Consider the following 24,898-nt stretch of genomic DNA (forward strand, 5'->3'; position numbering starts at 1 on the left):
TCCCTGAGGGCCGATGCCTCCGGGTGGCCTGCGCCGCCCCAGGTTAGGAGTTTCAACGTATGCCGGTAAAAGTACTGGTGGTGGACGATTCCGGCTTCTTCCGGCGTCGGCTCAAGGAAATCCTGGCGGCCGATCCCAACATCTCGGTGGTGGGCACGGCCAGCAACGGACGTGAAGGGGTCGACCAGGCCCTGGCGCTGCGCCCCGATGTCATCACCATGGACTACGAGATGCCGATGATGGATGGCATCACCGCCGTCCGCCACATCATGCAGAAGTGTCCGACGCCGGTCCTGATGTTCTCCTCGCTTACCCATGAAGGCGCCCGGGTCACCCTGGATGCCCTGGATGCCGGTGCGGTGGACTACCTGCCGAAGAACTTCGAGGACATCTCGCGCAATCCGGCCAGCGTGCAGAAGCTGCTGTGCGAGAAGATCCACCATATCGCTCGCTCCAATCGGCGCTTCGCCGTAGCGCCCAGTGTCGCGCCCGTCACGCCGACTCCGGCGGCGAACGCGCCGGCCAGCACGCGTCCGGCCGCGCGTCCGGCACCGGCTCCCACGGGTGCCGCCCAGGCGGCCAGTCCTGCGTCGCCCCCGCCCAAGCGCAAGCACTATCGGCTGGTGGCCATCGGCACCTCCACCGGTGGCCCGGTGGCGCTGCAACGGGTGCTCACGCAACTGCCAGCCAATTTCCCGGCGCCCCTGGTGCTTATCCAGCACATGCCGGCCGCCTTCACCAAGGCCTTCGCCGAACGCCTGGACAAGCTCTGTCGCATCAGCGTCAAGGAAGCCGAGGACGGCGACCAGCTGCGCCCGGGCCTGGCGCTCCTGGCACCCGGTGGCAAGCAGATGATGGTGGACGGTCGGGGTGTGGTGAAGATCCTGCCCGGCGACGAACGCCTGAACTACAAACCCTGCGTCGACGTGACCTTCGGTTCCGCGGCCAAGGCCTACGCCGACAAGGTGCTGGCCGTAGTGCTGACCGGCATGGGCGCCGATGGCCGCGAAGGTGCGCGGATGCTCAAGCAGGCCGGCAGCCAGGTCTGGGCCCAGGACGAAGCCAGTTGCGTCATCTACGGCATGCCCATGGCCATCGCCAAGGCCAACCTGGCCGACGCCATCTATGGCCTGGATGACATCGGCAAGTACCTGAGCGAGGCCTGTTCGTGAAGGCAGGCCTGCGCTCGCGAGAAGGCGATTGAGCGTGGACGTCTTGAGTCTGATCGGCATCCTGCTGGCCTTCACCGCCATCATGGGTGGCAACCTGCTCGAGGGCGGGTCCTTCGGTGCCCTGGCCAATGCCCCGGCGGCGCTGATCGTGGTGGGTGGCACCCTGGGGGCGGTCCTGCTGCAGACCCGTCTACCGGTACTGCGCCGCGCCCTGACCATGCTGGTATGGGTCTTCACGCCGCCGCCCCTGGACATGACCGGCGGTATCCGCAAGGTGGTCAACTGGAGTACCGTGGCGCGTAAGGAAGGCCTGTTGGGGCTGGAGCCGCTGGTTGCTCGGGAAGGCGATCCCTACGCCGCCAAGGGCCTGCAATTGCTGGTGGACGGCACCGAGCCGGAAGCCCTGCGCAGCATCCTGGAGGTGGATCTCTACGGCCAGGAGGATCGCGACCTCGCGGCCGCCAAGGTGTTCGAAGCGATGGGCGGCTATTCGCCTACCGTCGGCATCATCGGTGCGGTCATGGGCTTGATCCACGTCATGCAGAACCTGGCCGATCCCTCCCAGCTGGGCAGTGGCATCGCCGTGGCCTTCGTCGCCACCATCTACGGCGTCGGCTTCGCCAACCTGTTGCTGCTCCCCATCGGCAACAAGCTCAAGGCGCTGACGCTGCAACAGTCGCGCTATCGGGAGATGTTGCTGGAGGGACTGATGTCCATCGGCGAAGGCGAGAATCCCCGTTCCATCGAAATGAAGCTGCAAGGTTTCCTGGACTAGTGTGGTGTATCAGAAGTTATCTACACAATTTTGGCGGCGCTTTTTTAGCCTGGGCGGCGTTGCCACTCCTCGCCATAGCCCTGCTATGACACGTCGCGGCGCCTGGCCCAGTCGGAACGCCGAACCGCCAAAAAATCACTCGCCAATTCTTGTGCGAACTTCTGATACACCACACTAGAGGACGTCGCATGCCTCGCCGCCGTCGTCATGAAGAGCACGAGAACCACGAACGCTGGCTGGTTTCCTATGCGGACTTCATCACCCTGTTGTTCGCCTTCTTCGTGGTGATGTATTCCATCTCCTCGCTGAACGAGAGCAAGTACAAGGTGCTCTCGGACAGCCTGTCGGGCATCTTCAGCCAGCCGGAGCGCTCGCTCAAACCCATTCCCATCGGCGAGCAGCGCCCAGCCGGACTGTCGCCCGCCGTCATGGAGGCCACTGCCACGCCCGAGCACAACAGCATCAAACCGCCGAGCGACCCCTTGCAGCAGATCGCCGACAGCGTGCGTGCCACCTTCGGCGATCTCATCGCCGGGGATCAGTTGAACATCAAGGCCAGCGAGATGTGGCTGGAGATCGAACTCAGCTCCAACCTGCTCTTCGCCAGTGGCGATGCCCTGCCGAGCAATCCGGCCTTCGGCCTGCTGGAGAAGGTGGCCAAGATCCTGGCGCCCTTCAGCAATCCAATCCAGGTGCAGGGCTATACCGACGACCGGCCCATCAGCACGGCGCTCTATCCCACCAACTGGGAGCTTTCCGCGGCCCGGGCGGCCAGCATCGTACGGCTGCTGATCGGCAACGGCATCGCCCCGCAGCGGCTGGCCGTGGTGGGCTACGGCGCCTACCAGCCGGTGGTCGCCAACGACAGCGAAGCCAGCCGGGCGCGCAATCGACGGGTGGTCCTGCTAATTTCGCGCAATCTCAACCTGTTCCGCCCGCAGAGCACCTTGCAAAATTCGTCGACTGGCACACAATCTGCAGCATCCCCTGGAGAGTCGGCGCCTGTGGCGGCGCCCGTCAAATCTTCGTCGCCGGCCGCTAAGCCGGTACCTTGACCCGGCTGGTCGTGTCGTCGGGAGGAAGTCTGCACATGAGAGTCTGGGCTGTCGCCAATCAGAAGGGTGGGGTGGGCAAGACCACCACCACCGTTGCCCTCGCCGGGCTGCTCGGCGATGAAGGCAAGCGCGTCTTGCTGGTGGACCTCGATCCCCACGGCTCGCTGACCAGTTATTTCGGCCAGGATCCGGATAGCCTCGAGCACAGCGTCTTCGATCTGTTCCTGCACGGTGGCCAGGTGCCCGAGGGACTGCCGAAGCGGCTGCTGCTGCCCACCAGCCATCCGCAGCTGTCGCTGCTGCCGTCCAGCACCGCCCTGGCGACCCTGGAGCGTCAATCGCCCGGCCAGAGCGGCCTGGGCCTGGTGATCTCCAAGAGCCTGGCGCAGCTGTGGAACGACTTCGATCATGTACTGATCGACAGCCCGCCGCTGCTCGGTGTGTTGATGGTCAACGCCCTCGCGGCGAGTCAGCACCTGGTGATCCCGACCCAGACCGAGTTCCTCGCGCTCAAGGGCCTGGAGCGCATGGTCAATACCCTGACCATGATCAACCGCTCGCGTAAGCAGGCGCTGCCGTACACCATCGTCCCGACCCTGTTCGACCGGCGCACCCAGGCGTCCATCGGAACCCTAAAGGTGCTGCGCAATACCTATCCGCAGCAGCTATGGCAGGCATTCATTCCCATCGATACCCGCCTGCGCGATGCCAGTCGGTCCGGACAGGTGCCGTCGCGTTACGAGGCCAACAGCCGGGGCGTGATCGCCTATCGAGCGCTGCTGCGGCATCTGCTCGATGGAGCGCCCAGTACCCAGGTCGCCTGATTCAAGTTTTCCCTCGTGCCGGCCGATAGGCTGGACAATCAACCCACGTAGATCGCCATGAGCCAACCGACGTCCCTCGACAACCGTCCTCAGCGTGTCCTCCAGGGCTATCTCGATGCCCTGCTGCTGGACGCGTTCCTGGAGCTGCCGACCGCCGAGAGCGTGCCGGTCGCGGCGCCCGCCGAGCCGGCCGCCAGCGTCAGCGAAGACGAATTCGCCGCAGCGGTGCGCGAGGAGCTCGAGCGCGATGCCGCGCGGCAGCCCCGGGTCGTGCCGCTGGCTCCCCGCCGTCCCGCCGTCGCCCTGGCCGAGCGGAGCCTGCCGGACGTGGTGCTGCCTCCGGTCCTGCCCACCGCTGCGCCAGAGACCGACATCGAGCTGGACTGGCGCGTGCCCGAGCTGGCACCAGCCGTCGAACCGGCCCGTCCGGTGGTGGAAGGCATCGCCCTGGGTGTCGACGCGCCGGTTCAGCCCGCTCTGGCAGAGGGCCTGCCGCCCAGTGCGGTGCGCCTGGACGAGCGTCCCGAGTGGGGCGAGGAGCCCTTCGAATGCCTGCTGTTCGACGTGGCCGGTCTGACCCTGGCTGCGCCCCTGGTCTGCCTGGGCTCCATCTATCCGCTTACCGACGAAGAGTTGACGCCGCTGTTCGGTCAGCCAGACTGGTTCCTGGGACTGCTGCCCTGCCAGGCCGGTAACCTGCGCGTGCTCGACACGGCGCGCTGGGTGATGCCCGAGCGCTATCGCGACGACTATCGCGAAGGCTTGAAATTCGTGATATCGCTGCAAGGCCTGGACTGGGGACTGGCGGTGCACGGGGTCAGCCATTCGATACGCCTGGACCCCGCCGAGGTCAAATGGCGGAATCACCGAGCCAACCGCCCCTGGCTGGCGGGTACGGTGATCGATCAGATGTGCGCGCTGCTGGATGTGGCGGCGCTCGCGGAACAGGTGGTTGGCAGCCGTCGGTAAGGCGCCTGCCAGCCGCAACTAACCAGCGGGTTCGCCCGCTTCGCCGCACGTGCGGTAATTGACGAGGCTAGGGAACATGAAAAAAACGTCCGCACAGGGTTCCGAAGATCCGGTCCTGCAATGGGTCACCTTCCGCCTGGACAACGAGACCTACGGCATCAACGTGATGCAGGTCCAGGAAGTCCTGCGCTACACCGAGATCGCCCCGGTCCCGGGTGCTCCTAGCTACGTGCTGGGCATCATCAACCTGCGCGGTAACGTGGTGACGGTGATCGACACCCGCCAGCGCTTCGGCCTGCTGCCCACCGAGGTCACCGACAACACTCGCATCGTCATCATCGAAGCCGACAAACAGGTCGTCGGCATCCTGGTGGACAGCGTGGCCGAGGTGGTCTACCTGCGGCAATCCGAGATCGAAACCGCGCCGAGCGTGGGTAACGACGAGTCCGCCAAGTTCATCCAGGGTGTGTGCAACAAGAATGGCGAGCTGCTCATCCTGGTCGAGCTGGACAAGCTGATGACCGAAGAAGAGTGGTCGGAGCTGGAAAGCATCTGATGCTCGTCGGGCTCATCCTGCTCAGCGTCGCGCTGGGACTGGCCTGTGCCGGTCTCGGCGGCTGTTGCTGGCTGCTCTGGCAACGCCAGCGCCAGCAACTGGCGAAACAGGCGGAGCGGGATGTCCTGGTCGACAAGCGTATGCAGATCCTGCTCAAGCGCCTGGAAACCTACCAGGCGGGGCAGGTACGGATGGGCGAGCAGGTCCAGGGCCTGGCGCAGATGGTGGCGCCCTTGCCCGATCGCCTGACCCAGATCGAGCAAAGCGATCCCACCAGCCTGTCGTTCTCCCAGGCCGCCCGTCTGGTGGGGCTCGGCGCCAGCGCCGACGATCTCACCCAGGCCTGCGGACTGTCCCAGGCCGAGGCCGAGCTGGTGACGCGACTGCACAAGCAGCGTCAGCAGCGTTCCGGCTGAGAGCGACCAGCGGCGCTACCCGCTAGGCGCGCTGCATTGCTCGGCCGCCACTACCCCCCCCGCTGCGAGCCGGGTGACCATCCGGCGCGTCGTGCGCACCCGCCGGACAACCCCTCGCTACGCTCAGTCAGCCTCTCGACCTCTCTTGCGCAGGACCATCAGCCTCAACTGACGATCCAGTGATACAGCGCGATCACCACCAGCACCGCGAGTATCGGCTTGGCGATGCGGTAGGCCTTGGGGTGGCGACGCTTGAACTTCTTCACGCCACCGCCGATGCGATCGCCGAATCTCTTGCTGAAGGCATAGGCCTGGTTGATGCCGCCGACGCGCTCGCCCTCGACGTTCTGCGGCGCCGTGGCGCTGCCGAGGAAGCGGCTGACCGCCTGGTTGACGCGGGTCAGGAAGCGATTGCGCAGCGGCCGCTCGACGTCGCAGAAGAGGATGACGCGGGTCTGGTCGGTCTCGTTCTTCACCCAGTGCACATAGGTCTCGTCGAACATCACGTCTTCGCCGTCACGCCAGGCGTAGGGCTGGCCGTCGACATAGATGCGGCAGGCGTCCGAGTTGGGGGTGGCCAGGCCCAGGTGATAGCGCAGCGAACCGCCGAAGGGGTCGCGGTGCGGATTCAGATGGCTACCACCCGGCAGCAGGGCGAACATGGCACCCTTGACGTTGGGTATCTGGCGGACCAGTTCCACGGTGCGGGGGCAGAGGGTCTGGGCGGAGGGCAGGGGCTCGCCGTACCAAGTCAGATAGAAGCGCTTCCAGCCCTTCTTGAAGAAGGAGCCGAAGCCGGCGTCATTGTCCTTTTCCGCCGCGCGGATGTAGCCCTCGTCGAACAGGCGCAGCGCCTCGACGCGAATCTCCTGCCAATTGTCCTTGAGCACGTCCAGCTCCGGAAAGCGGCTGCGATCCAGGTAGGGCTTGGAGGGCACGCCGGAGAACAGGTACATCAGCGCGTTGTAGGGGGCGAAGACCGCCGAGTGGTTGACCAACTGGCGCAGGAAGGGCAGCCGTGCGCGTCCGCGAAGGTGGACGAAGAGCACGCTGGCGACGAAGAGCAGGACGATCGCGAGAGTAATCATGGGCAGAATTCTGATCGGCAGCGCCCGAACCAGGGGCGGATAGGTAATAGGAACATTATTTCACCCCCGTGAAAGGCTTGCACTCGGTTCGTCGGCTGCGCAGGATGGACACCCTGGCGCGCGGCCACTCCGAGGCTGCGCCCTCTTGGATGATCTAGACGAGTCGTATCGATGAGCATGTCCCTACGCGACCAGCTGCTGAAAGCCGGGTTGGTCAATGAAAAGCAGGCCAAGCAGGCCGTCAAGCAGAAGCAGAAGCAGAACCGCATGGAGCATCGCGGGCAGGCGGAAAAGGATCGCTCTCAGGAGTTGGCCGTCCAGCAGGCCCAGGCGGAAAAACTGGCCAGGGACCAGGAGCTCAATCGCGCCCAGGAAGACAAGAAGAAGCGCAAGGCCGAGCAGGCGCAGATCAAGCAGTTGATCGAGACGAGCCGGCTACCCAAGCTGACCACCGAGGATTACTACAACTTCGTCGACGACAAGAAGGTCAAGCGCCTGTCGGTCAACGTCATGATGAGAGACAAGCTCAGCAAGGGCAGCTTGGCCATCGTGCGCTACGAAGGGCGCTACGAGGTGGTGCCGCGCGCCACTGCCGAGCGCATCCAGGAGCGCGATCCCAAGCGGGTGGTGCTGCTCAACGTGCAGAGCGGCGAGCCGGACCCGGACGATCCCTACGCCGCCTACCAGGTCCCTGACGACCTCATGTGGTGATGGGGGGCAGAGCCTGTGCAACGTCTCGCGAGCCAGGGCGAAACAAGGCGAACAGACCTGAGGAAGCGGATCGGCGTCGCGCTCGACCGGGCCCGCGTGCGAGTTTACGAGTGTAAATGAGCATTCCGAAGGTCTGTTCAACGCCGTTTGGCCGCCGCGCAGCAGACTTTCAACTAGCGCTCAGGCCTTGGGCCTGACCAGCATGTACACACGATAGACGGCGATGCTGGGGATCAGCTGCAGCAGGCCCGAGAGGGTCTGCAGGATGATCTCCGGGAGCGCTGCCTTGGCGAAGTGCTGGGCGATCCAGGCGTCTATCAGCCAGGCCGGCAATACCGTGACCAGGATACAGGCCAGCAGTGTGAAGAAATGACCGCGGGTCATGCGCAGGCTGCCGCGCAAGGCGTCCAGTGGTGCGCGTCCTTTCAGCACCAGCAGGTTCTCGGCGAAGGCCAGCACGGTCATGATCAGGAAGCCGGGGACGATCAGCAGCGAAAAGCCCAGCATCACCAGCCCCGAGGTCAGGGCCGCGAGGATGGCGAAGCGTGGCCAGAGCAGCAGGGCCGCCCCCCAGACGCCACTCAGGCGCGGTGTGTTGCCCTGGGTACGCGCCTCCAGAAAGATCAGCAGCGACGCGGTGTACAGCGGATAGCACAGCAGGCTGACCAGCATGTCCCAGAGGCCGTTGCTGACGCCGAAACGCTCCAGCACCTGGTAGCGCAACAGGGATTCGAGCAGCAGCCAGGGCAGGGTGAGGACAGCCAGGGGACGCAGGTTGCGAGCGAAGAAGACCAGCGAGTCGCGCAGGATATCGACGGGGTTCATGCAGCTATTCCAGACGGGCAGGGCGGCAGTCTAGCAGGCGGACCCCTCTGCCCGCAGGCGTTCGAGCAGCGCGGTGGCGGTGGTGACGGTGGCGTATTCGCCGTGCAGGTTGGCCATGGCCATCGCGTGGACCTCCTCGGCGCTGCGAGCGCGTCCGGCGAAGTCGACCTTGGCGAAGGTGTAGCAGGCGTCTTCCGCGACCCAGGTGCGAAAGCCCAGGTTGCCGGCGCTGCGCGCCGTGGCTTCCACCGAGTTCTCGCTGGCTACGCCGCAGATGACCAGTTCCTCGATGCCGCGTTGCAGCAGCCAGCGCTCCAGGCCGCTGTGGGTGAAGGCACCGGGCACCTGCTTGTCGAACACCGTCTCTCCGGGCCGGGGCGCCAACTCCGGCTGGAATTCGATGCCGGGCTGACCGGGCCAGAACACCGAGTGCGGATTGCGCGACAGATGGCGGACGTGAATCCGCGGCGCACGCGCCAGGCGCCAGGCTGCCAACAGCTCGGCCATGCGCCGTTCGGCGTCGGGGTGGTTGCGCGGTCCCAGGTGCGGCGAGCGGATGCCCTGTTGCTGGTCGATCAGGAGGAGCAGCGGGGGCATGGTCAGGCCTCGCGCAAAGCCGCCAGCGTCCCTCAGCACCGGCCGATTGTCCAGGCGCGACGGTGCTCAGGAACTCCAGGGTGTGGGCTCATTTCAGATGCGAAGTGGACACCGACCCGGGCCAGGCTGAATCCGCGCTGAACGCACCGGCGGTCGGCCTTGAAAAGGCTCTGGTCCGCCATTATCTGGAACGGTGGCGCCGGTGTTTGCGCCTTTCGACATCCAGGCCGTTCCGCGAGAGGAACGCCATCCAGTAGACCGTCTGCGGGAGGGTCACCATGCAACGCGAAGAAAGCCAGCTGATCGAGGGTCTGTTCGACCGTCTCAAGACCACGGAAGCCCAGACCGCACCCCGTGACCGGGAAGCCGAGGCACTGATCCAGCAGCGCCTGCGCGAGCAGCCGTCCGCGCCCTACTACATGGCCCAGGCGATGCTGATCCAGGAGGCCGCCATCAAGCGGCTGGACCAGCGCGTCAAGGAATTGGAGAGCCAGATGGCCCAGGTCCAGCAGAATCGACCCAGCAGCGGTGGCTTTCTTTCCAGCCTGTTCGGCGGTGGCCAGTCGTCCAGCGCCCAGGTGCCGGCGAACAATGCTGCGCCGTCGCGTGGCTGGAACGACCCTGGTCCGGCAGCGCCTCGTCCCGGCTACGGCCAGCCCAACCCCGGGTATGCCCAGCCGGCACCCGGCTATGGCCAGCCGGCACCGGGTTATGCCGCACCCCAGGCCGCGCCGTCGCGCATGGGTGGGTTCATGGGGGGAGCGCTGCAGACCGCCGCTGGCGTGGCGGGCGGCGTACTGGCTGCCCAAGCCATTTCGGGGCTGTTCCATCATTCGCAGCCCGAGGAGATCGTCAACGTCATCAACGAGACACCAGCCACCGATCCTGGTCTCGCTGGCGGCGGTGCTCAGGATGCCTGGGCCGACAACGCCAGCTATGACAATGGCGGTGGTTTCCAGGACGCCGGTAACTTCCCGGACAACGGTGGCTTCCAGGATACCGCCGACTATGGCGACACTGGCGGCGGTGGCTTCTTCGACGACAGCGGCGACGACGACTCCTTCATCTGAGGCGTCCTGTCCGACCAGCCCTGGCGCCGCGAGGTCCAGGGCTTTTGCATCGGCGCGGTCAGCTGGGCGCGGGCGGTAGCGGGCGTTCGAAGGGCGTCGACAGCACCACCACGGTATGACTCATGCCGAAGCTCATCAGTTGGTCGAGCAGCACCTCCAGCTCGACCATGTCGCGTACCGCCGCACGCAGCATGGCGCAGTCTTCGCCAGTGACCCGGTGGCAGGCGATCAGTTGCGGAATGGCCTCCAGCTTCTTGAATACCTGGCCATGGCTGGTGCTGTGCAGTCGCAGCGAGATCAGACACTCGGTACCGTAGCCCAGGGCGCGGCGGTCGATGCGCGCCCCGTAGCCGGTGATGATGCCGGCGTCCTCCAGCTTGGCGACCCGTTCGGCGATGGCCGGGGCGGAGAGCCCCAGGCGCCGGCCCAGCTCGGCGTAGCTGGCGCGGCCATCGACCAGCAGCAGGTCGATGAGGCGTCGATCGATGTGGTCCACTCTCTGCTCCTTGGCCTTCGAATCGAAGGGCTTTTCCCTAAAATGCCACAGAACCCAAGCCGACCCGGGCCCTTTCTCCGGTGACTCTATCTTAGTCGTCTCGAGGCGCGCTCCTACAATGTCAACCTGATACCCCGGGACCTTCTCGCGCATGGATACCTCCGCTTTACCCTCGACCGCCTCGCCCCGCCTGCCCACCTGGCTGCCCTTGCTCGCGGCGTTCTTCGCGCTCTATGTGATCTGGGGCTCCACCTACCTGGTGATCCGCCTCGGGGTGGTGCACTGGCCGCCGTTGCTGATGGCGGGTCTGAGATTCCTGGTGGCTGGCCTGCTCATGCTGGGCTGGCTCCGTTGGCGCGGCGCGCCCTGGCCGACGTTGCGGGAGACCGTCGCCGCCGGAGTGATCGGTATCCTCCTGCTCGGCTTCGGCAACGGCGGCGTGACCCTGGCCGAGCACTGGGGCGTGACCTCGGGAGTCGCGGCCCTGTCCATCGCCACGGTGCCCCTGTTCACCCTGTTGTTCGGCCTGTGCTGGGGCCAGCGCAACACCGGGCTGGAATGGGCCGGCATCGCCCTCGGCCTGCTCGGTATCGCCTTGCTGAACCTGGGCGAGACCATGAGCGCGACGCCCCTGGGCGCGGCGGTGATCCTGCTCGCGGCAGCGGCCTGGGCCTTCGGTTCGATCTGGAGCCGCTACCTGCCGTTGCCCAAGGGCGCCATGGCCAGTGCCGTGGAGATGCTGGTGGCGGGCGCCGGACTGCTGTTGGTCAGCTGGTTCAGTGGCGAGCGCCTGCAGCACTGGCCGGCGCTGGGGGGGTGGCTGGCACTGGGCTACCTGGTGGTGTTCGGCTCGCTGATCGCCTTCAGCGCCTATCTCTATCTGCTGGGTCGGGTGCGGCCGGCGGCGGCTACCAGTTACGCCTATGTCAATCCGGTGGTGGCGGTGCTGCTGGGGACGCTGTTCGCCGGCGAGCGGATCGGCCTGGCGGAGCTGCTGGCGATGCTGGTCATCGTCGGCGCCGTGGTGCTGATCGCTGTGCCGCAGTGGCGACGCCACTGAGAGCCTGTTCAAAGGCCGCTGTGCGTCGGTCGAACTACGTTGAAAATGCCCTGGGTCGCCGGCCCGGCCTGGGCGGCCCCGTCGCCATGCTCATTTACCACGCGTAAACCCGAGCGCGGGTCCGATTCGCTTCCTCAGCCATTTTCGTGGGGCCGCCCGGGCCGTTTTTGGCTCTGGCTCGCGAGACGTTGAACAGGTTCTGAGGGCAGGCTAGGCTGGCGCGTCATCCTTGCGGAGTTCGCCATGAGCCAAGACGCCACCCCAGCCTTCGCCGAAGAACCGCTCGAGATCGCCGAGACCCGTGTGCTCGGCAGCCTGATCGAAAAGCAGCTGACCACGCCGGAAACCTATCCCCTGACGCTCAATGCGCTGGTGCTGGCCTGCAATCAGAAGACCAGTCGTGAACCCGTGCTGAACCTCACCCCGGGCGAGGTGGGCCAGGCCCTGCGGCGCCTGGAAGAGCGCGGCCTGGCGCGCCTGGTCATGGGCAGTCGTGCCGATCGCTGGGAGCAGCGGCTGGACAAGGCCCTGGAGCTGCCGCCGCCCCAGTGGGTGCTCTGCGCGCTGCTGTTCCTGCGCGGTCCCCAGACCCTGGGAGAGTTGCTCGCCCGTAGCAACCGCCTGCACGCCTTCGACGATATCGAGCAGGTGCGCCATCACCTGGAGCGCCTGATCGCCCGAGGGCTGGCCACTGGTCTCGGGCGCCAACCCGGGCAGCGCGAAGAGCGCTATCTGCATCTGTTCGGCACGCCGGCGGAGCGCGATGCCCAGGTCGCCCAGCTGGGCAGCGCCGGTGAGGGCGGGACGGCCGCGGGCGGTCGCGAAGGGCGACTGGACGCGCTGGAAGCCCGAATCGCGGCCCTCGAAGAGCGCCTGGCGCGCTTGGAGGAGGGCGCTCAGCGCGGATAGAGCGGCGGTAGCTTGTCGTGGATGGCTTCGGGCGTCAGCGGCGGCAGGGCATTGATCGCCTGCCAGAGCGTTTCGCCCTGCCAGCGCTGGCCGGCTTCGCTGTAGAGCGCGCCGTTGAGGTCATCGAGGGCCGCGGCCAGGGGCTCGAAGCGAGCGCCCATGGCCGCCAGGGTCTCCGGCTGCTGCCGGGCCCAGGCGTCCAGTGCATGGCGGGTGGCATGGGGATCGTTGCTCTGGCAGGCGCGGCGCAGTTCCTCGCGCTGTAGGCGGCTGTCCACGTCCGGCACGGTCGGCAGTACCGCCGGTTGACGTCGGGCGCGCCACCAGAGGCCGAAGCCGAGCAGGGTGGTCAGGGCGAGGAAGGCCGTCGCCAGCTGCCAGCGCCACAGGCCGGACGCGACGGGACTGGCCTTGCCCTGGGGCGCCACCTTGGCACTCTGCAGGGCGGGGTCTTCCGCCACTGCCAGGGTCTGTGCCGGCAGGGTCGCACGCTCCAGGGTATCGGTCTCGGTGTTCCACCAGACGACCTCCACGGGCGGCAGTGCCTTGTCGCCCGTGGACGTGGGGATCAGGGCGATGCGTTCCTCGCGCAGGCCGACCAGGCCACGGGCCTGGGTTTGCGTCGTGAGGCGTGGTTGCTCGGCATAGCGCTTGATGCCTTCCACCTCGGGCAGCACCAGGGGCGGCAACTGACTCGGCGCCAGGCCTTCGGCGCGGACCTGCAGCGTCCGGGTCAGGGCGCTGCCTTCGCGGGCGCTGTCGGGTGCGGGATTCCACTGCTGGGTGAGGCTGAGGCTGCGCGCGGGGACCCAGGGTGTCTGCGCTGGATAGCTGGCGGGTTGCGGCTGGACGTCCAGGGTCAGCGGCGGGGTGCGCAGCTGGATCGGCTGACCAGCCCTCGAGCTGTCGTCGATGCCGCCGGCGAGGGTCGCGCTGAAGGTCTGGGGTGGCAGGACCACGGCACCACTCTGCAGCGGATGGATGGCGTAGCGCCATTCGATCACCCCGTGCCGCACGCCGTCGACGTCACGTTCGTAGACCTGCGGCGTCCCCAGCAGGTCGACGCGGGCGTCGCTGGGATTGGGCGGCGTGAGCACGTGGTCGTCGTAGAGCGCCACCGCATGGTAGAGGCGAATGGTCAGGATGGTTTCCGCCTGGACGTACAGCCGCGGTTTGTCCACCGCCGCTTCCAGGTACACGGGCTCGCGGCTGTGGCGCTTGGCGGAAGGCGCTGCGACGGTGACGCTCAGGGGTTGGCTGCGGGCACCGTCGAGGGTCAGGGCGGGAATGGTCAGGGCGCCGCTGGTCTTGGGCTGCAGGGTGACGTTCCAGCGGGTGGTCACCCGTTCTCCGGGCGGCAGGCTGTTCTGGCGGACGCCCAGTACCTTGAAGTCCTGGTCCAGCGGGGCGAGGTCGGGCTTGCCGAACTGGGCGGGGTCGGTGGTTTCCAGGATGAGTTCGAGGGTCTCGTTCTCGCTGAGCTGGCTGCGCTCCAGGCGGGCGCTGAGATCTGCGGCCTGGGCGACCGGCGCCGTGAGGACGAGCGCCACGAGCAACGGATAGGGCTTCATTGCAGCGCGGTCTCCTCGCGTTGTTGCTGCTGGTACCAGAATTTGCGGCGCAGCAGCTCGGCGGGATTGTCGGGGATCTCCCGCAACCATTGCTCGGCGGCCTGGCGCTGTTCTTCCTGCTGGGGATCGTCGACCGCGCTGGGGCTGACCAGCCAATCCGCGCCGGCCTGGGCCTGGAATTGGGGGCTGGCCGCGGCGGAGGTCTCGGGTGTGCTGCTGGCGCTGCTCGGCTCGTCGGCCTTGGCGTTGGTGGCGGCGGCCTGGGCTTTCTGGCGCCGCGCCGCCGCTTCGGCCTGGGCGGCGGCACGCTGGGCGAGCAGGCGCTCCAGGCGATTACGATTGCGCAGGGCCGCCGTCAGGTCCGGGCGCAGTACCAGGGCGGCGGCATAGGCCTTCAGGGCTTCGTCGTAGCGACCGGCCATGGCCAGGGCGTTGCCGCGATTGTAGTGACCGTCCGCCGACGGATCGCGGGCGAAGGCCGCGGCGGCGCCGGCGTAGTCGCCGCTGCGATAGAGCGCCACGCCGCGCCAGCGGTCATCGCTGAAGCGTTCGGCGGCCGCGGCAGCCTGGTCGTCGCTCAGCAACTGCATGGCCTGCTGGTCGCGTCGATGCCAGAGGTCGTCCCAGCCGCCGGCCTGGGCCGGTGGCGGCGTCAGCAGCAGGCAGAAGGGCAGGCAGAGCAGCCAGCCCCGCCTTGCCCCGCAGGCGACCAGCACCAGTAGCGGCAGGAGCAGCAGGTAGCCCTGGTCGCGCCAGCCGGTGGGACCCTGGCCGGCGCTGAGGCGGACCTCGTCGGGGCGGTCCAGCAGGCCCAGCCGGCGCAGGTCCTGGTCGTCGCGTTGCAGGCGCTGATAGCGCCCACCCAGTTCGCGGGCGAAGTCCTGCAACTGCCCCTCATCCAGGCGGGCGATGCGGATACCGCCGGCGGCATCGCTCAGGTAATTGCCGGTCTCGGCGGCTACCGGGGCACCCTGGGGCGTCCCGGGGCCGAGGATCGCCAGCTGGCGCAGGCGACCCTGCAACAGCCGTTCGATACCCTGGCGTTCGCGGCTGTCGAGTTCGCTGGCGATGAGCAGCAGCCGGGCACTGGCGCTCGGCGCCGGGCCGAGCAATGCCAGGGCCTGGGCGATGCCCAGGTCGGCGCGCTGACCGGGCACCGGCATGATCGAGGGCCGCAGGGCCGTCAGCAGGTTGTCGATGGTCGGCAGGTCATCGGTCAGGGGCACCAGGGTGTGGGCACTACCGGCGTAGACGACGATGGCGGTCTCGCCATCCTGGCGGGCCTTCAGCAGATCCTGCAGCTTGCGCTGCACGGCCAGCAGGCGGGTGGGCGGTACGTCAGTGGCGAGCAGCTCCGGGGTCAGCGCCAGCACCACCACCAGGGCGTCATCGCGGCGAAAGTTCTGCTGTTCACCTTCCTGCCAACTGGGCCCGGCCAGGGCGAGGCAAGCCAGGACGCCAGCGGCGCCGAGCAGGCCGAGGCCGAGTGGCGAGCGTTGCCGGTCGCTGTCGCTGAGCAGCCAGGGCTGCAGCGCCGGGGGCAGCAGGGCCTGCCAGTTGCCGTGTCTATGGCGACGACGGCGCAGCGCCCAGAGCGCCAGGGCGACCGGCAGCAATGCCAGCAGCCAGGCCGGGCGGAGGAACAGCGGCAGCCAGTCGCTCATGGCCGGCGTCCCAGACGGCGCCAGTGGTCGGGCAAGGGCAGGCGGGCGAGGGTCAGGGCCAGGCCGAGCAGCAGCGCCAGGGCCAGCGGCCAGGGGTAGAGTTCCTTGGTGGGACGCGCCTGGTCGGGCTGCTGGCGGATCGGCTCGAGACGGTCCAGCTGGCGCGACACCGCGGCGAGCTCTGCGCTGGAGCGCACCCGGAAGTAGGCGCCGTTGGTGAGTTCGGCGAGGTGCCGCAGCATGGGCTCGTCGAGATCGCTCGAGCTCGGGCCGCCGGCGAGGGTGTCGGGTTCCGCGCCGATGCCCAGGGTATAGACCCGCACCCGCTCGCTCGCCGCCAGGGTGGCGGCCACCTCCGGCGTCACTACGCCACCGTTGCTGGCGCCATCGGTGACCAGGATCAGGGTACGGCTGTTGTCCGGGCGCTTGCGCAGGTGCTTGACCGCCAGCCCTACGGCGTCGCCCACCGCGGTATTGCGCCCGGCCAGTCCGATCTGGGCTTCTTCCAGCAGGGCATGGACGGTGCGGCGGTCGGCGGTCAGTGGTGCCTGCAGATAGGCCTGGGAGCCGAACAGGATGAGACCGACGCGATCCCCCTGGCGACTGTCGATGAAGCGACCGAGCAGTTGCTTGACCAGCGTCAGGCGGCTGACGTTCTCGTCGCCCAGCTGCATGTCGGGTGTGTCCATGGAGCCGGAAACGTCCACCGCCAGCAGCAGGTCGCGGCCGCTCACGTCCAGCGGCTGGGGCGGTCCGACCCATTGCGGGCGTGCCGCCGCCGCCAGGATCAGCAACCAGCCCAGCAGGAAGGGCAGCAGGCGACGGACGCCGGTCAGGCTGCCGGGACGGGTCGAGCGGCCGCCGAGGTGCTGGAGTTCGCCGAGGAAGTCCACGCGCAGCGCCGCCTGGCCGCTGTCCGCGGCGGGCAGCAGTTGCCGCAGCAGCCAGGGCAGGGGCGCCAGCAGCCAGAGCCAGGGCCAGGCGAACTCAAACATGTTTGCGGATCCAGGTGGCGACTGCGTCCTGCAGCCCGTCGATGGTACGGTCTTCCAGTCGGCAGTCGGGGCGGTAGCCGCCGTCCACCAGGATCATGTAACGCGTCAGCCCCGCCGCCGGGCAGCGCGAGTCGAGAAAGGCCAGCCAATCGCGACCGCTCAGGGTCTGGCTGATCTGGTCCGGATAGCTGGCGCGGCACAGTCGCTTGAGCAGGGCGTTCAGCGCCTGCAACCAGGGGCCGGCCGGGGCACCATAGGGACGGGGCAGGCGTGCCAGCTCGGCCAGCGCGGTGGTGCGCAGGTCCGCTTCGCTGGTCTGCTCGGCGACTGGTGCCGAGACCAGCGGGCGCCGGCCGTGGCGATGGCGCAGGAAGAAGCCCAGGGCCAGCGCGACCAGCACCAGCAGCCACCAACCCGGCGCGGGTGGCCAGAAGGGGACCTCCGGCGGCAGCCGCAACGGTTCCAGATTGGCGAGGCCGGGATTCACGAGGTATACCCCGGACGGTGCTGGCGCAACTGGTGGCGCAGTTGTTCCACCAGGTCGGCGGCGGTGGACAAAGGAAGCAGCGGAACGCCCAGGCGCAGGCTGAGTTCGGTCCAGCGCTCGCGGCGTTGCGCGGCCTGGTCGGCGTAGCCCTGGCGCACGTCCGCGCGATCGGTATCCAGTTCGACCTCGGCGCCGCCGCTGGTGAAGCGCAGCAGACCGGCTTGGGGCAGTTCGTGGTCGAGGGGGTCGGAGAGCGGCAGCAGCACCAGGTCGCTGTGCCGGGAAAGCAAGGTGAGATGCTGCTCGGTCGCCACGTCGAGGCTGCGCTCGTCGCAGATCACCAGCGCCAGACTGCCGGGGCGCAGCACCTCCCGGGCCCGCCGCAGCACCTGGTTGAAGGTGATCCGCGGCGCCTGGGCCAGCGCCGGGTCCTGCAGGGCTCGATTGGCGTTGATCAGATGATCGAAGAAGCGCAGCAGGTTCTGCTTGCTGCGCCTTGGACGTACCTCGTGCAATCGCTCGCCACCGAAGATCATGCCGCCGATGCGGTCGTTATGCTCCAGCACCGCCCAGCCGATCAGGGCGGCCAGGCGTCCGCCCAGCACCGACTTGAATTGCTCGCGGGTGCCGAAGAAGGTGCGTGGACTCTGCTCCAGGAGCAGATAGACCGGTCGCTCGCGCTCTTCGTGGAACAGCTTGGTGTGGGGCTCACGGGTACGGGCGGTGACGCGCCAGTCGATCGCCCGGACATCGTCACCGGGCTGGTAGGCCCGCACCTGGTCGAAGTCCACGCCCCGGCCGCGCAGGCGCGAGTGATGCAGGCCGATCAACGGGCTGCGGCGGCCGGCGGCGGAAAACAGCTGCACCTCGACCACCCGGTGGCGCATCTCGATGAGCTCGGCCAGGCCCAAGGTCACGCCGCTGCGCTCGGGCATCTCAGGCCACGGCCACCAGGTCGAGGATGCGCTGCACCACCCGGTCGTGATCGATGCCGGCAGCCTCCGCCTCGAAGGAGAGGATGATCCGGTGCCGCAGGACGTCGAAGACCACCGCCTGGATGTCTTCCGGGCTGACGAAATCCCGGCCGGCCAGCCAGGCATGGGCCCGGGCGCAGCGATCCAGGGCGATGGAGCCGCGTGGGCTGGCGCCATAGGTGATCCAGTGCGCCATGTCCTGGTCGAAGCGGCCCGGCGTGCGGGTCGCCATGATCAGTTGCACCAGGTATTCCTCCACGGCATCGGCCATGTACAGCCCCAGCACCTCGCGCCGCGCTGCGGCGATGGCCGCCTGGCTGACCCGCTCGGTGGGCAGGGTCTCGCCGTCCAGGGCTTCGCCGCGGGCCTGGGCCAGGATGCGGCGTTCCACCGACGCATCCGGGTAGCCGATCTTGACGTGCATGAGGAAACGGTCGAGTTGGGCCTCGGGCAGGGGATAGGTGCCCTCCTGTTCGATGGGGTTCTGGGTGGCCATCACCAGGAACAGCTCGGGCAGGGCATAGGAGGTGCGGCCGATGCTCACCTGGCGCTCGGCCATGGCTTCCAGTAGCGCCGACTGGACCTTGGCGGGAGCCCGGTTGATCTCGTCGGCCAATACCAGGTTGTGGAAGATCGGCCCTTGCTGAAAGGAGAAGGTCGCCGTATCCGGGCGATAGATCTCGGTGCCGGTGATATCGGCGGGCAGCAGATCGGGAGTGAACTGGATGCGATGGAAGTCCGCCTCGAGGCCTTCCGCCAGGTCCTTGATGGCCTTGGTCTTGGCCAGCCCCGGGGCGCCCTCCACCAGCAGATGTCCATCCGCCAGCACTGCGATGAGCAGCCGCTCCACCAGGGCTTCCTGGCCGAGGATCTGGCTGGTCAGATAGGTGCGAAGCACCTGCAGAGCGTCACGGTGAGCCATGGGGCATCCTGAATACGGCGCGGGAGCGATGAAAGGTGCGCAATTTTACTGCAAGCGGCGGCTGACGCCCATGCCTGCGCGGAGGTCGTTGCCAGGCAACGGCTTGACGAAAATTTGACGACGCCTGCGTCAGGCTGGGCGTTTGCCGGCGCGACCGTCGTCGCACTTCGCCTGTCAGGCACTCCTCGATGCTGACGGTGCGACCGCGGATGACTAAACTCCTCGGCCTGCCGACCGCGCCCCAGGCCTCTGCGTGGGCGGTCCCGAGTCGCCGGCCACGCGCCGCGAATCCTCGCTTCCTTTGACAAGGTGTTTACATGTCGCAAATGGATGTCCCGCAATCCCCCCGCCGCGCCGGCCGGCGACCGCTGCCGACGCTGGGTAGCCACCTGAGCTTCGTGCTCGGCTGCGCCCTGGCGCTGATGGTCATGTTCACCCTGTTGCGCCTGGCGCTGCTGGGCTACAACACCGACCTGATCGGCAATTCGCCCTTCTCTACCTTTGCCGAAGCCTTCTTCAACGGTGCCCGCTTCGATCTGCGCCTGGTGGTCTATATCTGTGCGCCCTCGCTGTTCTGCCTGTTCAGCCTGCGAGCCATGGCCGCGCGCCGACTGCAGGCCGGCTGGTTCACCCTCGCCGCCAGCCTCTGCCTGCTGTTGGGCGTTGGCGAGCTGAACTTCTACCGGGAATTCCACCAGCGCCTGAACAGCCTGGTGTTCCAATACATGCAGGAAGACCTGCACACCGTGACCAGCATGATCTGGAACGGCTTCCCGGTGGTGCGGCTGCTCCTGGCCTGGGCGGTGGCGACCCTGTTGCTGGGCCTGGTGTTCTTCGGCATCGAGCGAGCCACCCGGCGTCATGCCGCGCCGCGGCCGGCCGCCTGGTATCGCCGGGGCGCGGTGTTCATGCTCTGCCTGGTGGTGGCCGTCATCGCCGCCCGTGGCACCCTGAGATCCGGTCCGCCGCTGCGCTGGGGCGACGCCTACACCACCGACTCGATGTTCGCCAACCACCTCGGCCTGAACGGCACCCTGACCCTGATCGACGCCGCCGAGAACAGCTTTTCCGATCACCGCGACAACAGCTGGAAGGCCACCATGCCGGCTGCCGAAGCCCTGGCCACCACCCGGCAACTGCTGCTGACCCCGCGCGACGAACTGATCGACGCCGACAAGGCCGCCGTCCGCCGGATCTATACCCCGCCGGCCGAAGGTCAACTGCCCCAGGTGCGCAACGTGGTGGTCATCCTCATGGAGAGCATGGCCGGTCGCTACATAGGCGCCCTGGGCAACCAGGACGGCATCACCCCGAACTTCGATGCCCTGGCCAAGCAGGGCACCCTGTTCACCCGCTTCTTCTCCAATGGCACCCATACCCACCAGGGCATGTTCGCCACCATGGCCTGCTTCCCCAACCTGCCGGCCTTCGAGTACCTGATGCGCATGCCCGAGGGGGCCCACCAGTTCTCCGGTCTGCCGCAACTGCTCAGCACCCGTGGCTTCGACGACGTCTACGTCTACAACGGCAATTTCCAGTGGGACAACCAGTCCGGCTTCTTCAGCAACCAGGGCATGACCCGCTTCGTCGGTCGTGAGGACTTCGTCAATCCGGTGTTCATGGACCCGACCTGGGGCGTTTCCGACCAGGACATGTTCGACCGTTCGGTGCAGGAGCTGGACAAGCTGGCCAAGGCGCCGGACGGCAAGCCCTTCTATGCGCTGCTGCAGACGCTGTCCAACCATACGCCCTATGCGCTGCCCAAGGACCTGCCGGTCACCCCGGTCACCGGGCACGGCTCGCTCGACGAGCACCTTACCGCCATGCGCTACGCCGACTGGTCTCTGGGTCAGTTCTTCGCCAAGGTCAAGAACGAGCCCTGGTACCAGGACACCCTGTTCGTCATCCTCGGCGACCACGGCTTCGGCAACAACGAGCAGATCACCGAGATGGATCTGTCGCGCTTCAACGTGCCGCTGCTGCTGATCGGTCCGGGCGTGCAGGAAACCTTCGGTGCCCGCCGTGACACCGTCGGCAGCCAGATCGACGTGGTGCCCACCGTCCTGGCCCGCTTCGGCCAGCCGACCCAGCACCAATGCTGGGGCCGCGACCTGCTCGGTCTGCCCCAGGGCGATCCGGGCGTGGCGGTGATCAAGCCCTCGGGCAGCGACCAGACCGTGGCACTGGTGACCGGCGACCGCATCCTGGTCAAGCCGCGCGACCGCGACGCCGTGCTCTATCGCTATCACCTGGGCACCGAGGCGGGTGGCGAGGTGCTCAAGGGCGATGCCAGCGTGCCCGCGCTGCAGAAGCGCCTGGAGGCCTTCATCCAGACCGCCACCGCCAGCCTGCTGGGCAACACCACCGGCATGACCGACAGCAAGGCTGCCGCTGCCCAGCGGCAGTAATCCTCGCCCCATGAAAAAGGCCGCCCAAGGGCGGCCTTTGCTTTGGTCGGCAGCGATCAGGCGGCGATGACCACGTCTTCGGCCTGCAGGCCCTTGTCCCGCTGGATCACCGAGAACTCCACCCGCTGGCCTTCCATCAGCACGCGGTGGCCTTCGCCACGGATCGCGCGGAAGTGCACGAAGATGTCGTCGCCGGTATCCCGGGAGATGAAGCCGAAGCCCTTGGAGGTGTTGAACCACTTCACCGTGCCCCGCTCGCGGTCATCGGCCAGCGGGCGTGCGGGCGCGGCCGCTGCAGGGCGGGCGACCGGGCGCGGCCGGCTTTCCGTTTCGGTCGCGACAGCGCTGCCAGCCGGTGCGCGAAACTTCTCCGGCAGGCTGGCCAGGGCCGCGACCAGGGTCAGCCCCAGGGGCAGCAGTTCGGCGGTAAGGCCGCCGATGTGGGTGAGCGGTGCCAGGAGGATGAAGGTCTGCACCACCACGGCAATCACCAACAGGGCGCTGGCGAGTTTCTGCGCGCCGCTGCTGCGGCTACGGGAGAAGGGTGTGAAGAGGAGGGTGGCAAGACCCAGCAGGGCCAGATGGATGGACTCGGGTTGATCGAAGGAAGAGGTATCGGACTGCAGTCCGGGAATGGCCGATAACAGGAGCGCGGCAGCGCCCACCACGACATGGACAGTAGATAACGTGTTCAATGTGAAATCACCTTGGGGTCAAGAACTCGGATCTGCCGAAACTGCTGTGGCGATGCACGGCAGCGGCGTGACCCGGCGCGGAACGCGCGTCCTTATTAAACCCAAAAGGTGAAGGTCGCTCAATCGTGGCACCGCCGCGGACGCGTGCCCGCGGCGGAGTGTCGCTTCAGGCGGCCAGCAGGCTGCGCAGCATCCAGGCGGTCTTCTCGTGGATCTGCATGCGCTGGGTTAGCAGGTCGGCGGTGGGCTCGTCGCTGACCTTGTCCAGCAGCGGGAAGATGCCCCGGGCGGTACGCACCACGGCTTCCTGGCCCTGCACCAGCAGGCGGATCATCTCCTGGGCGTCCGGAATGCCTTCCTCTTCCTTGATGCTCGACAGGCGGGCATAGGCGGCATAGGTGCCCGGCGCCGGGAAACCCAGGGCGCGGATGCGCTCGGCGATGTCGTCCACCGCCACGGCCAGCTCGGTGTACTGGGTCTCGAACATCAGGTGCAGGGTATTGAACATCGGCCCGGTCACGTTCCAGTGGAAGTTGTGGGTCTTCAGATACAGGGTGTAGGTATCGGCCAACAGGCGCGACAGGCCCTCGGCGATCTGGGCGCGATCCTGTTCGGCGATTCCGATATTGATTTCCATGCTGACAGCTCCTTTGCGGTCGGTTGCGAAAGGCCCCGAGGCTACCACAGAACCGCTGGCCGTTTAGCCAGTGGTTGAGCCGTGAGCGCCACCGTGATGTTCGATACAATGATATGGAATGATATAGAATCTCCCGTTCAGTCGAGCGCCTGGCCTTGCCGGCCTGGCGCCTCCACGCATTCAGCCTGTTCTAGAGAAGCGAAACCACGACCATGATGCGCAGCCACTATTGCGGCCAGTTGAACGAGAGCCTGGACGGCCAGGAAATCACCCTCTGCGGTTGGGTCCACCGCCGCCGTGACCACGGCGGGGTCATCTTCCTCGACATCCGCGATCGCGAAGGCCTGGCTCAGGTGGTGTTCGATCCGGATCGCGCCGAGACCTTCGCCAAGGCCGACCGCGTGCGCAGCGAATACGTGGTCAAGCTCACCGGCAAGGTGCGCCTGCGTCCCGAAGGCGCGCGCAACGCCAACATGGCGTCCGGCGCCATTGAGGTGCTGGGCTACGAGCTGGAGGTGCTCAACGAAGCTGAGACCCCGCCGTTCCCGCTCAACGAATACACCGATGTCGGCGAAGAGACCCGCCTGCGCTATCGCTTCATCGATCTGCGCCGCCCGGAGATGGCCGAGAAGCTGAAGCTGCGTTCACGCATCACCTCCAGCATCCGCCGCTATCTGGACGAAAACGGTTTCCTCGACGTGGAAACCCCGATCCTGACCCGTGCCACCCCCGAGGGGGCCCGCGACTACCTGGTGCCCAGCCGCACCCATCCCGGCAGCTTCTTCGCCCTGCCGCAGTCGCCCCAGCTGTTCAAGCAGCTGCTGATGGTCGCCGGCTTCGATCGCTACTACCAGATCGCCAAGTGCTTCCGTGACGAGGACCTGCGGGCCGACCGCCAGCCGGAATTCACCCAGATCGACATCGAGACCAGCTTCCTCGATGAAAAAGACATCATGGACATCACCGAGACCATGGTGCGCAACCTGTTCAAGGAAGTGCTGGACGTCGAGTTCGGTACGCTTCCGCACATGACCCTGGCCGAAGCCATGCGTCGCTTCGGCTCCGACAAGCCGGACCTGCGCATCCCGCTGGAGCTGGTGGACGTGGAAGACCAGCTCAAGGACGTGGACTTCAAGGTCTTCGCCGGTCCGGCCAACGATCCCAAGTGCCGCGTCGCCGCCCTGCGCGTACCGGGCGGGGCGAGCATGCCGCGCAAGCAGATCGACGACTACACCAAGTTCGTCGGCATCTATGGCGCCAAGGGCCTGGCCTACATCAAGGTCAACGAGCGCGCCGCCGGCGTCGAGGGCCTGCAATCGCCCATCGTCAAGAACATCCCGCTGGACAACATCAACGTCATCCTCGACCGCGTCGGCGCGGTGGATGGCGACATCGTCTTCTTCGGCGCGGACAAGACCAGGATCGTCTCCGAGGCCCTCGGCGCCCTGCGTATCAAGCTCGGTCACGACCTGAACCTGCTGACCTGCCAGTGGGCGCCGCTGTGGGTCGTCGACTTCCCGATGTTCGAGGAAAACGACGACGGCAGCCTGACCGCCATGCACCATCCCTTCACCTCGCCCAAGTGCAGCCCGGACGAGCTCAAGGCCAACCCCGGTACCGCGCTGTCGCGTGCCTATGACATGGTGCTCAACGGCACCGAACTGGGCGGCGGTTCCATCCGTATCCACGACAAGAAGATGCAGCAGGCCGTCTTCGAGGTGCTGGGGATCAGCGCGGAGGAACAGGAAGAGAAGTTCGGCTTCCTGCTCGATGCCCTGAAGTTCGGCGCGCCGCCCCATGGTGGCCTGGCCTTCGGCCTGGATCGCCTGGTGATGCTGATGACCGGCGCCTCATCCATTCGTGAAGTCATCGCCTTCCCGAAGACCCAGAGTGCTGCCGACGTCATGACCCAGGCGCCCGGCGCGGTCGACGCCAAGGCCCTGCGCGAGTTGCACATCCGCCTGCGCGAGCAGCCCAAGGCGGAATGAGTCGTACCGGAGGAGGGCGGCCGCTGCGGACGTC

25 protein-coding genes and 1 pseudogene are annotated in these 24,898 nt (G+C 67.1%); 13 read left to right on the top strand and 13 right to left on the bottom strand.

Annotation, left to right across the window (positions count from 1 at the left end):
* The first annotated feature begins 59 nt into the window (after positions 1–59).
* The 7 genes from AR540_RS05830 (at position 60) to AR540_RS05860 (ending at position 5,767) form a co-directional block, all read left to right on the top strand.
* Complete coding sequence (locus AR540_RS05830; RefSeq protein WP_059226874.1) at positions 60–1,172, top strand: protein-glutamate methylesterase/protein-glutamine glutaminase; 1,113 nt, start codon at positions 60–62, stop codon at positions 1,170–1,172.
* A gap of 34 nt (positions 1,173–1,206) precedes the next feature.
* A complete protein-coding gene (locus AR540_RS05835) occupies positions 1,207–1,947 on the top strand; it encodes a flagellar motor protein (RefSeq protein ID WP_059226877.1) in 741 nt (246 codons plus the stop codon).
* 188 nt (positions 1,948–2,135) lie between these two features.
* Positions 2,136–3,002 carry a flagellar motor protein MotD gene (motD, locus tag AR540_RS05840; RefSeq protein ID WP_059226878.1) on the top strand — a complete coding sequence of 289 codons (867 nt, stop codon included), beginning with the start codon at positions 2,136–2,138 and terminating at the stop codon, positions 3,000–3,002.
* A gap of 35 nt (positions 3,003–3,037) precedes the next feature.
* Entirely contained in the window at positions 3,038–3,826 is a 789-nt protein-coding gene (locus tag AR540_RS05845) for a ParA family protein (RefSeq protein WP_059226879.1), read from the top strand.
* Between the two features lie 57 nt (positions 3,827–3,883).
* Positions 3,884–4,795 carry a chemotaxis protein CheW gene (locus AR540_RS05850; protein WP_059226882.1) on the top strand — a complete coding sequence of 304 codons (912 nt, stop codon included), beginning with the start codon at positions 3,884–3,886 and terminating at the stop codon, positions 4,793–4,795.
* A gap of 76 nt (positions 4,796–4,871) precedes the next feature.
* The gene (locus AR540_RS05855) at positions 4,872–5,351 is read left to right on the top strand and encodes a chemotaxis protein CheW (RefSeq protein ID WP_058761264.1); all 480 of its coding nucleotides are present in this window, start codon (positions 4,872–4,874) and stop codon (positions 5,349–5,351) included.
* Positions 5,351–5,767, top strand: a complete 417-nt coding sequence (locus AR540_RS05860) for a DUF2802 domain-containing protein (protein WP_059226883.1) — start codon at positions 5,351–5,353, stop codon at positions 5,765–5,767. Before AR540_RS05855 ends, AR540_RS05860 begins: the two co-directional genes overlap by 1 nt.
* 164 nt (positions 5,768–5,931) lie before the next feature.
* Here the strand turns inward: AR540_RS05860 and AR540_RS05865 are convergent, their stop codons facing one another.
* Positions 5,932–6,855: an aspartyl/asparaginyl beta-hydroxylase domain-containing protein gene (locus tag AR540_RS05865; RefSeq protein ID WP_059226886.1), complete on the bottom strand. Its 924-nt coding sequence runs from the start codon at positions 6,853–6,855 to the stop codon at positions 5,932–5,934.
* A gap of 171 nt (positions 6,856–7,026) precedes the next feature.
* On the opposite strand from AR540_RS05865, the gene AR540_RS05870 reads away from it, so the two are divergent.
* Positions 7,027–7,566 (top strand): DUF2058 domain-containing protein, encoded by a 540-nt coding sequence (locus AR540_RS05870; RefSeq protein ID WP_059226888.1) that lies wholly within the window; start codon positions 7,027–7,029, stop codon positions 7,564–7,566.
* Between the two features lie 180 nt (positions 7,567–7,746).
* Here AR540_RS05870 and AR540_RS05875 read toward each other — a convergent pair whose 3' ends face one another.
* On the bottom strand, positions 7,747–8,391 hold the full coding sequence (locus AR540_RS05875) for a YciC family protein (RefSeq protein ID WP_059226890.1): 645 nt from the start codon (positions 8,389–8,391) through the stop codon (positions 7,747–7,749).
* Between the two features lie 30 nt (positions 8,392–8,421).
* Complete coding sequence (locus AR540_RS05880; protein WP_059226892.1) at positions 8,422–8,988, bottom strand: cysteine hydrolase family protein; 567 nt, start codon at positions 8,986–8,988, stop codon at positions 8,422–8,424.
* 278 nt (positions 8,989–9,266) lie between these two features.
* On the opposite strand from AR540_RS05880, the gene AR540_RS05885 reads away from it, so the two are divergent.
* Positions 9,267–10,058 (top strand): DUF2076 domain-containing protein, encoded by a 792-nt coding sequence (locus tag AR540_RS05885; protein ID WP_059226895.1) that lies wholly within the window; start codon positions 9,267–9,269, stop codon positions 10,056–10,058.
* 58 nt (positions 10,059–10,116) lie between these two features.
* On the opposite strand, the gene AR540_RS05890 is transcribed toward AR540_RS05885, so the two are convergent.
* Positions 10,117–10,554: an Lrp/AsnC family transcriptional regulator gene (locus tag AR540_RS05890; RefSeq protein WP_059226897.1), complete on the bottom strand. Its 438-nt coding sequence runs from the start codon at positions 10,552–10,554 to the stop codon at positions 10,117–10,119.
* A 151-nt stretch (positions 10,555–10,705) separates the two neighbouring features.
* Between AR540_RS05890 and yedA the strand changes: the two genes are divergently transcribed.
* On the top strand, positions 10,706–11,614 hold the full coding sequence (gene yedA / locus AR540_RS05895) for a drug/metabolite exporter YedA (protein WP_059226899.1): 909 nt from the start codon (positions 10,706–10,708) through the stop codon (positions 11,612–11,614).
* Between the two features lie 243 nt (positions 11,615–11,857).
* Complete coding sequence (locus AR540_RS05900) at positions 11,858–12,523, top strand: YceH family protein (protein WP_059226901.1); 666 nt, start codon at positions 11,858–11,860, stop codon at positions 12,521–12,523.
* On the opposite strand, the gene AR540_RS05905 is transcribed toward AR540_RS05900, so the two are convergent.
* Genes AR540_RS05905 through AR540_RS05930 form a run of 6 tightly spaced genes read right to left on the bottom strand, consistent with a single transcriptional unit; the run spans position 12,511 to position 19,136 of the window.
* Positions 12,511–14,094, bottom strand: a complete 1,584-nt coding sequence (locus AR540_RS05905; RefSeq protein WP_059226903.1) for a BatD family protein — start codon at positions 14,092–14,094, stop codon at positions 12,511–12,513. The two genes, AR540_RS05900 and AR540_RS05905, sit on opposite strands and share 13 nt — an antisense overlap.
* Positions 14,091–15,758 (bottom strand): tetratricopeptide repeat protein, encoded by a 1,668-nt coding sequence (locus AR540_RS05910; RefSeq protein ID WP_059226905.1) that lies wholly within the window; start codon positions 15,756–15,758, stop codon positions 14,091–14,093. The genes AR540_RS05905 and AR540_RS05910 overlap by 4 nt, the downstream gene beginning before the upstream one ends.
* Positions 15,755–16,753, bottom strand: a complete 999-nt coding sequence (locus AR540_RS05915) for a VWA domain-containing protein (RefSeq protein ID WP_059226906.1) — start codon at positions 16,751–16,753, stop codon at positions 15,755–15,757. The genes AR540_RS05910 and AR540_RS05915 overlap by 4 nt, the downstream gene beginning before the upstream one ends.
* On the bottom strand, positions 16,746–17,240 hold the full coding sequence (locus tag AR540_RS05920) for a DUF4381 domain-containing protein (protein ID WP_059226908.1): 495 nt from the start codon (positions 17,238–17,240) through the stop codon (positions 16,746–16,748). Before AR540_RS05920 ends, AR540_RS05915 begins: the two co-directional genes overlap by 8 nt.
* The gene (locus tag AR540_RS05925; protein WP_059226910.1) at positions 17,237–18,175 is read right to left on the bottom strand and encodes a DUF58 domain-containing protein; all 939 of its coding nucleotides are present in this window, start codon (positions 18,173–18,175) and stop codon (positions 17,237–17,239) included. The genes AR540_RS05920 and AR540_RS05925 overlap by 4 nt, the downstream gene beginning before the upstream one ends.
* A 1-nt stretch (position 18,176) precedes the next feature.
* Positions 18,177–19,136 carry an AAA family ATPase gene (locus AR540_RS05930; RefSeq protein ID WP_059226912.1) on the bottom strand — a complete coding sequence of 320 codons (960 nt, stop codon included), beginning with the start codon at positions 19,134–19,136 and terminating at the stop codon, positions 18,177–18,179.
* A gap of 317 nt (positions 19,137–19,453) precedes the next feature.
* Between AR540_RS05930 and AR540_RS05935 the strand changes: the two genes are divergently transcribed.
* A complete protein-coding gene (locus AR540_RS05935; protein WP_059226914.1) occupies positions 19,454–21,544 on the top strand; it encodes an LTA synthase family protein in 2,091 nt (696 codons plus the stop codon).
* Positions 21,545–21,600: 56 nt separating this feature from the next.
* On the opposite strand, the gene AR540_RS25965 is transcribed toward AR540_RS05935, so the two are convergent.
* From AR540_RS25965 to AR540_RS05945, 3 genes and pseudogenes are all read right to left on the bottom strand, one after another.
* Complete coding sequence (locus AR540_RS25965; protein WP_160923550.1) at positions 21,601–21,816, bottom strand: cold shock domain-containing protein; 216 nt, start codon at positions 21,814–21,816, stop codon at positions 21,601–21,603.
* A 114-nt stretch (positions 21,817–21,930) separates the two neighbouring features.
* Positions 21,931–22,239 (bottom strand): annotated as a pseudogene (locus tag AR540_RS26260) (cold shock domain-containing protein membrane protein); the annotation flags it as partial.
* Positions 22,240–22,405: 166 nt separating this feature from the next.
* Positions 22,406–22,876: a Dps family protein gene (locus AR540_RS05945; RefSeq protein ID WP_059226917.1), complete on the bottom strand. Its 471-nt coding sequence runs from the start codon at positions 22,874–22,876 to the stop codon at positions 22,406–22,408.
* A gap of 212 nt (positions 22,877–23,088) precedes the next feature.
* On the opposite strand from AR540_RS05945, the gene aspS reads away from it, so the two are divergent.
* The gene (gene aspS / locus AR540_RS05950; protein WP_059226920.1) at positions 23,089–24,864 is read left to right on the top strand and encodes an aspartate--tRNA ligase; all 1,776 of its coding nucleotides are present in this window, start codon (positions 23,089–23,091) and stop codon (positions 24,862–24,864) included.
* The last annotated feature ends 34 nt before the right edge of the window (positions 24,865–24,898 follow it).

The organism is Pseudomonas sp. EpS/L25 (assembly GCF_001512295.1).
Classification (GTDB): domain Bacteria; phylum Pseudomonadota; class Gammaproteobacteria; order Pseudomonadales; family Pseudomonadaceae; genus Chryseomonas.

Excerpts from the sequence above, each read along its gene's own strand:
- AR540_RS05900 (WP_059226901.1), top strand. The coding sequence starts at position 11,858 with ATGAGCCAAGACGCCACCCCAGCCTTCGCCGAAGAACCGCTCGAGATC.
- AR540_RS05945 (WP_059226917.1), bottom strand. The coding sequence starts at position 22,876 with ATGGAAATCAATATCGGAATCGCCGAACAGGATCGCGCCCAGATCGCC.
- AR540_RS05860 (WP_059226883.1), top strand. The coding sequence starts at position 5,351 with ATGCTCGTCGGGCTCATCCTGCTCAGCGTCGCGCTGGGACTGGCCTGT.
- AR540_RS05850 (WP_059226882.1), top strand. The coding sequence starts at position 3,884 with ATGAGCCAACCGACGTCCCTCGACAACCGTCCTCAGCGTGTCCTCCAG.
- AR540_RS05870 (WP_059226888.1), top strand. The coding sequence starts at position 7,027 with ATGAGCATGTCCCTACGCGACCAGCTGCTGAAAGCCGGGTTGGTCAAT.
- AR540_RS05910 (WP_059226905.1), bottom strand. The coding sequence starts at position 15,758 with ATGAGCGACTGGCTGCCGCTGTTCCTCCGCCCGGCCTGGCTGCTGGCA.
- AR540_RS05905 (WP_059226903.1), bottom strand. The coding sequence starts at position 14,094 with ATGAAGCCCTATCCGTTGCTCGTGGCGCTCGTCCTCACGGCGCCGGTC.
- AR540_RS05885 (WP_059226895.1), top strand. The coding sequence starts at position 9,267 with ATGCAACGCGAAGAAAGCCAGCTGATCGAGGGTCTGTTCGACCGTCTC.
- AR540_RS05925 (WP_059226910.1), bottom strand. The coding sequence starts at position 18,175 with ATGCCCGAGCGCAGCGGCGTGACCTTGGGCCTGGCCGAGCTCATCGAG.
- AR540_RS05935 (WP_059226914.1), top strand. The coding sequence starts at position 19,454 with ATGTCGCAAATGGATGTCCCGCAATCCCCCCGCCGCGCCGGCCGGCGA.
- AR540_RS05855 (WP_058761264.1), top strand. The coding sequence starts at position 4,872 with ATGAAAAAAACGTCCGCACAGGGTTCCGAAGATCCGGTCCTGCAATGG.
- AR540_RS05915 (WP_059226906.1), bottom strand. The coding sequence starts at position 16,753 with ATGTTTGAGTTCGCCTGGCCCTGGCTCTGGCTGCTGGCGCCCCTGCCC.
- AR540_RS05875 (WP_059226890.1), bottom strand. The coding sequence starts at position 8,391 with ATGAACCCCGTCGATATCCTGCGCGACTCGCTGGTCTTCTTCGCTCGC.
- AR540_RS05930 (WP_059226912.1), bottom strand. The coding sequence starts at position 19,136 with ATGGCTCACCGTGACGCTCTGCAGGTGCTTCGCACCTATCTGACCAGC.
- AR540_RS05845 (WP_059226879.1), top strand. The coding sequence starts at position 3,038 with ATGAGAGTCTGGGCTGTCGCCAATCAGAAGGGTGGGGTGGGCAAGACC.
- yedA (WP_059226899.1), top strand. The coding sequence starts at position 10,706 with ATGGATACCTCCGCTTTACCCTCGACCGCCTCGCCCCGCCTGCCCACC.
- AR540_RS05830 (WP_059226874.1), top strand. The coding sequence starts at position 60 with ATGCCGGTAAAAGTACTGGTGGTGGACGATTCCGGCTTCTTCCGGCGT.
- AR540_RS05865 (WP_059226886.1), bottom strand. The coding sequence starts at position 6,855 with ATGATTACTCTCGCGATCGTCCTGCTCTTCGTCGCCAGCGTGCTCTTC.
- AR540_RS05880 (WP_059226892.1), bottom strand. The coding sequence starts at position 8,988 with ATGCCCCCGCTGCTCCTCCTGATCGACCAGCAACAGGGCATCCGCTCG.
- aspS (WP_059226920.1), top strand. The coding sequence starts at position 23,089 with ATGATGCGCAGCCACTATTGCGGCCAGTTGAACGAGAGCCTGGACGGC.
- motD (WP_059226878.1), top strand. The coding sequence starts at position 2,136 with ATGCCTCGCCGCCGTCGTCATGAAGAGCACGAGAACCACGAACGCTGG.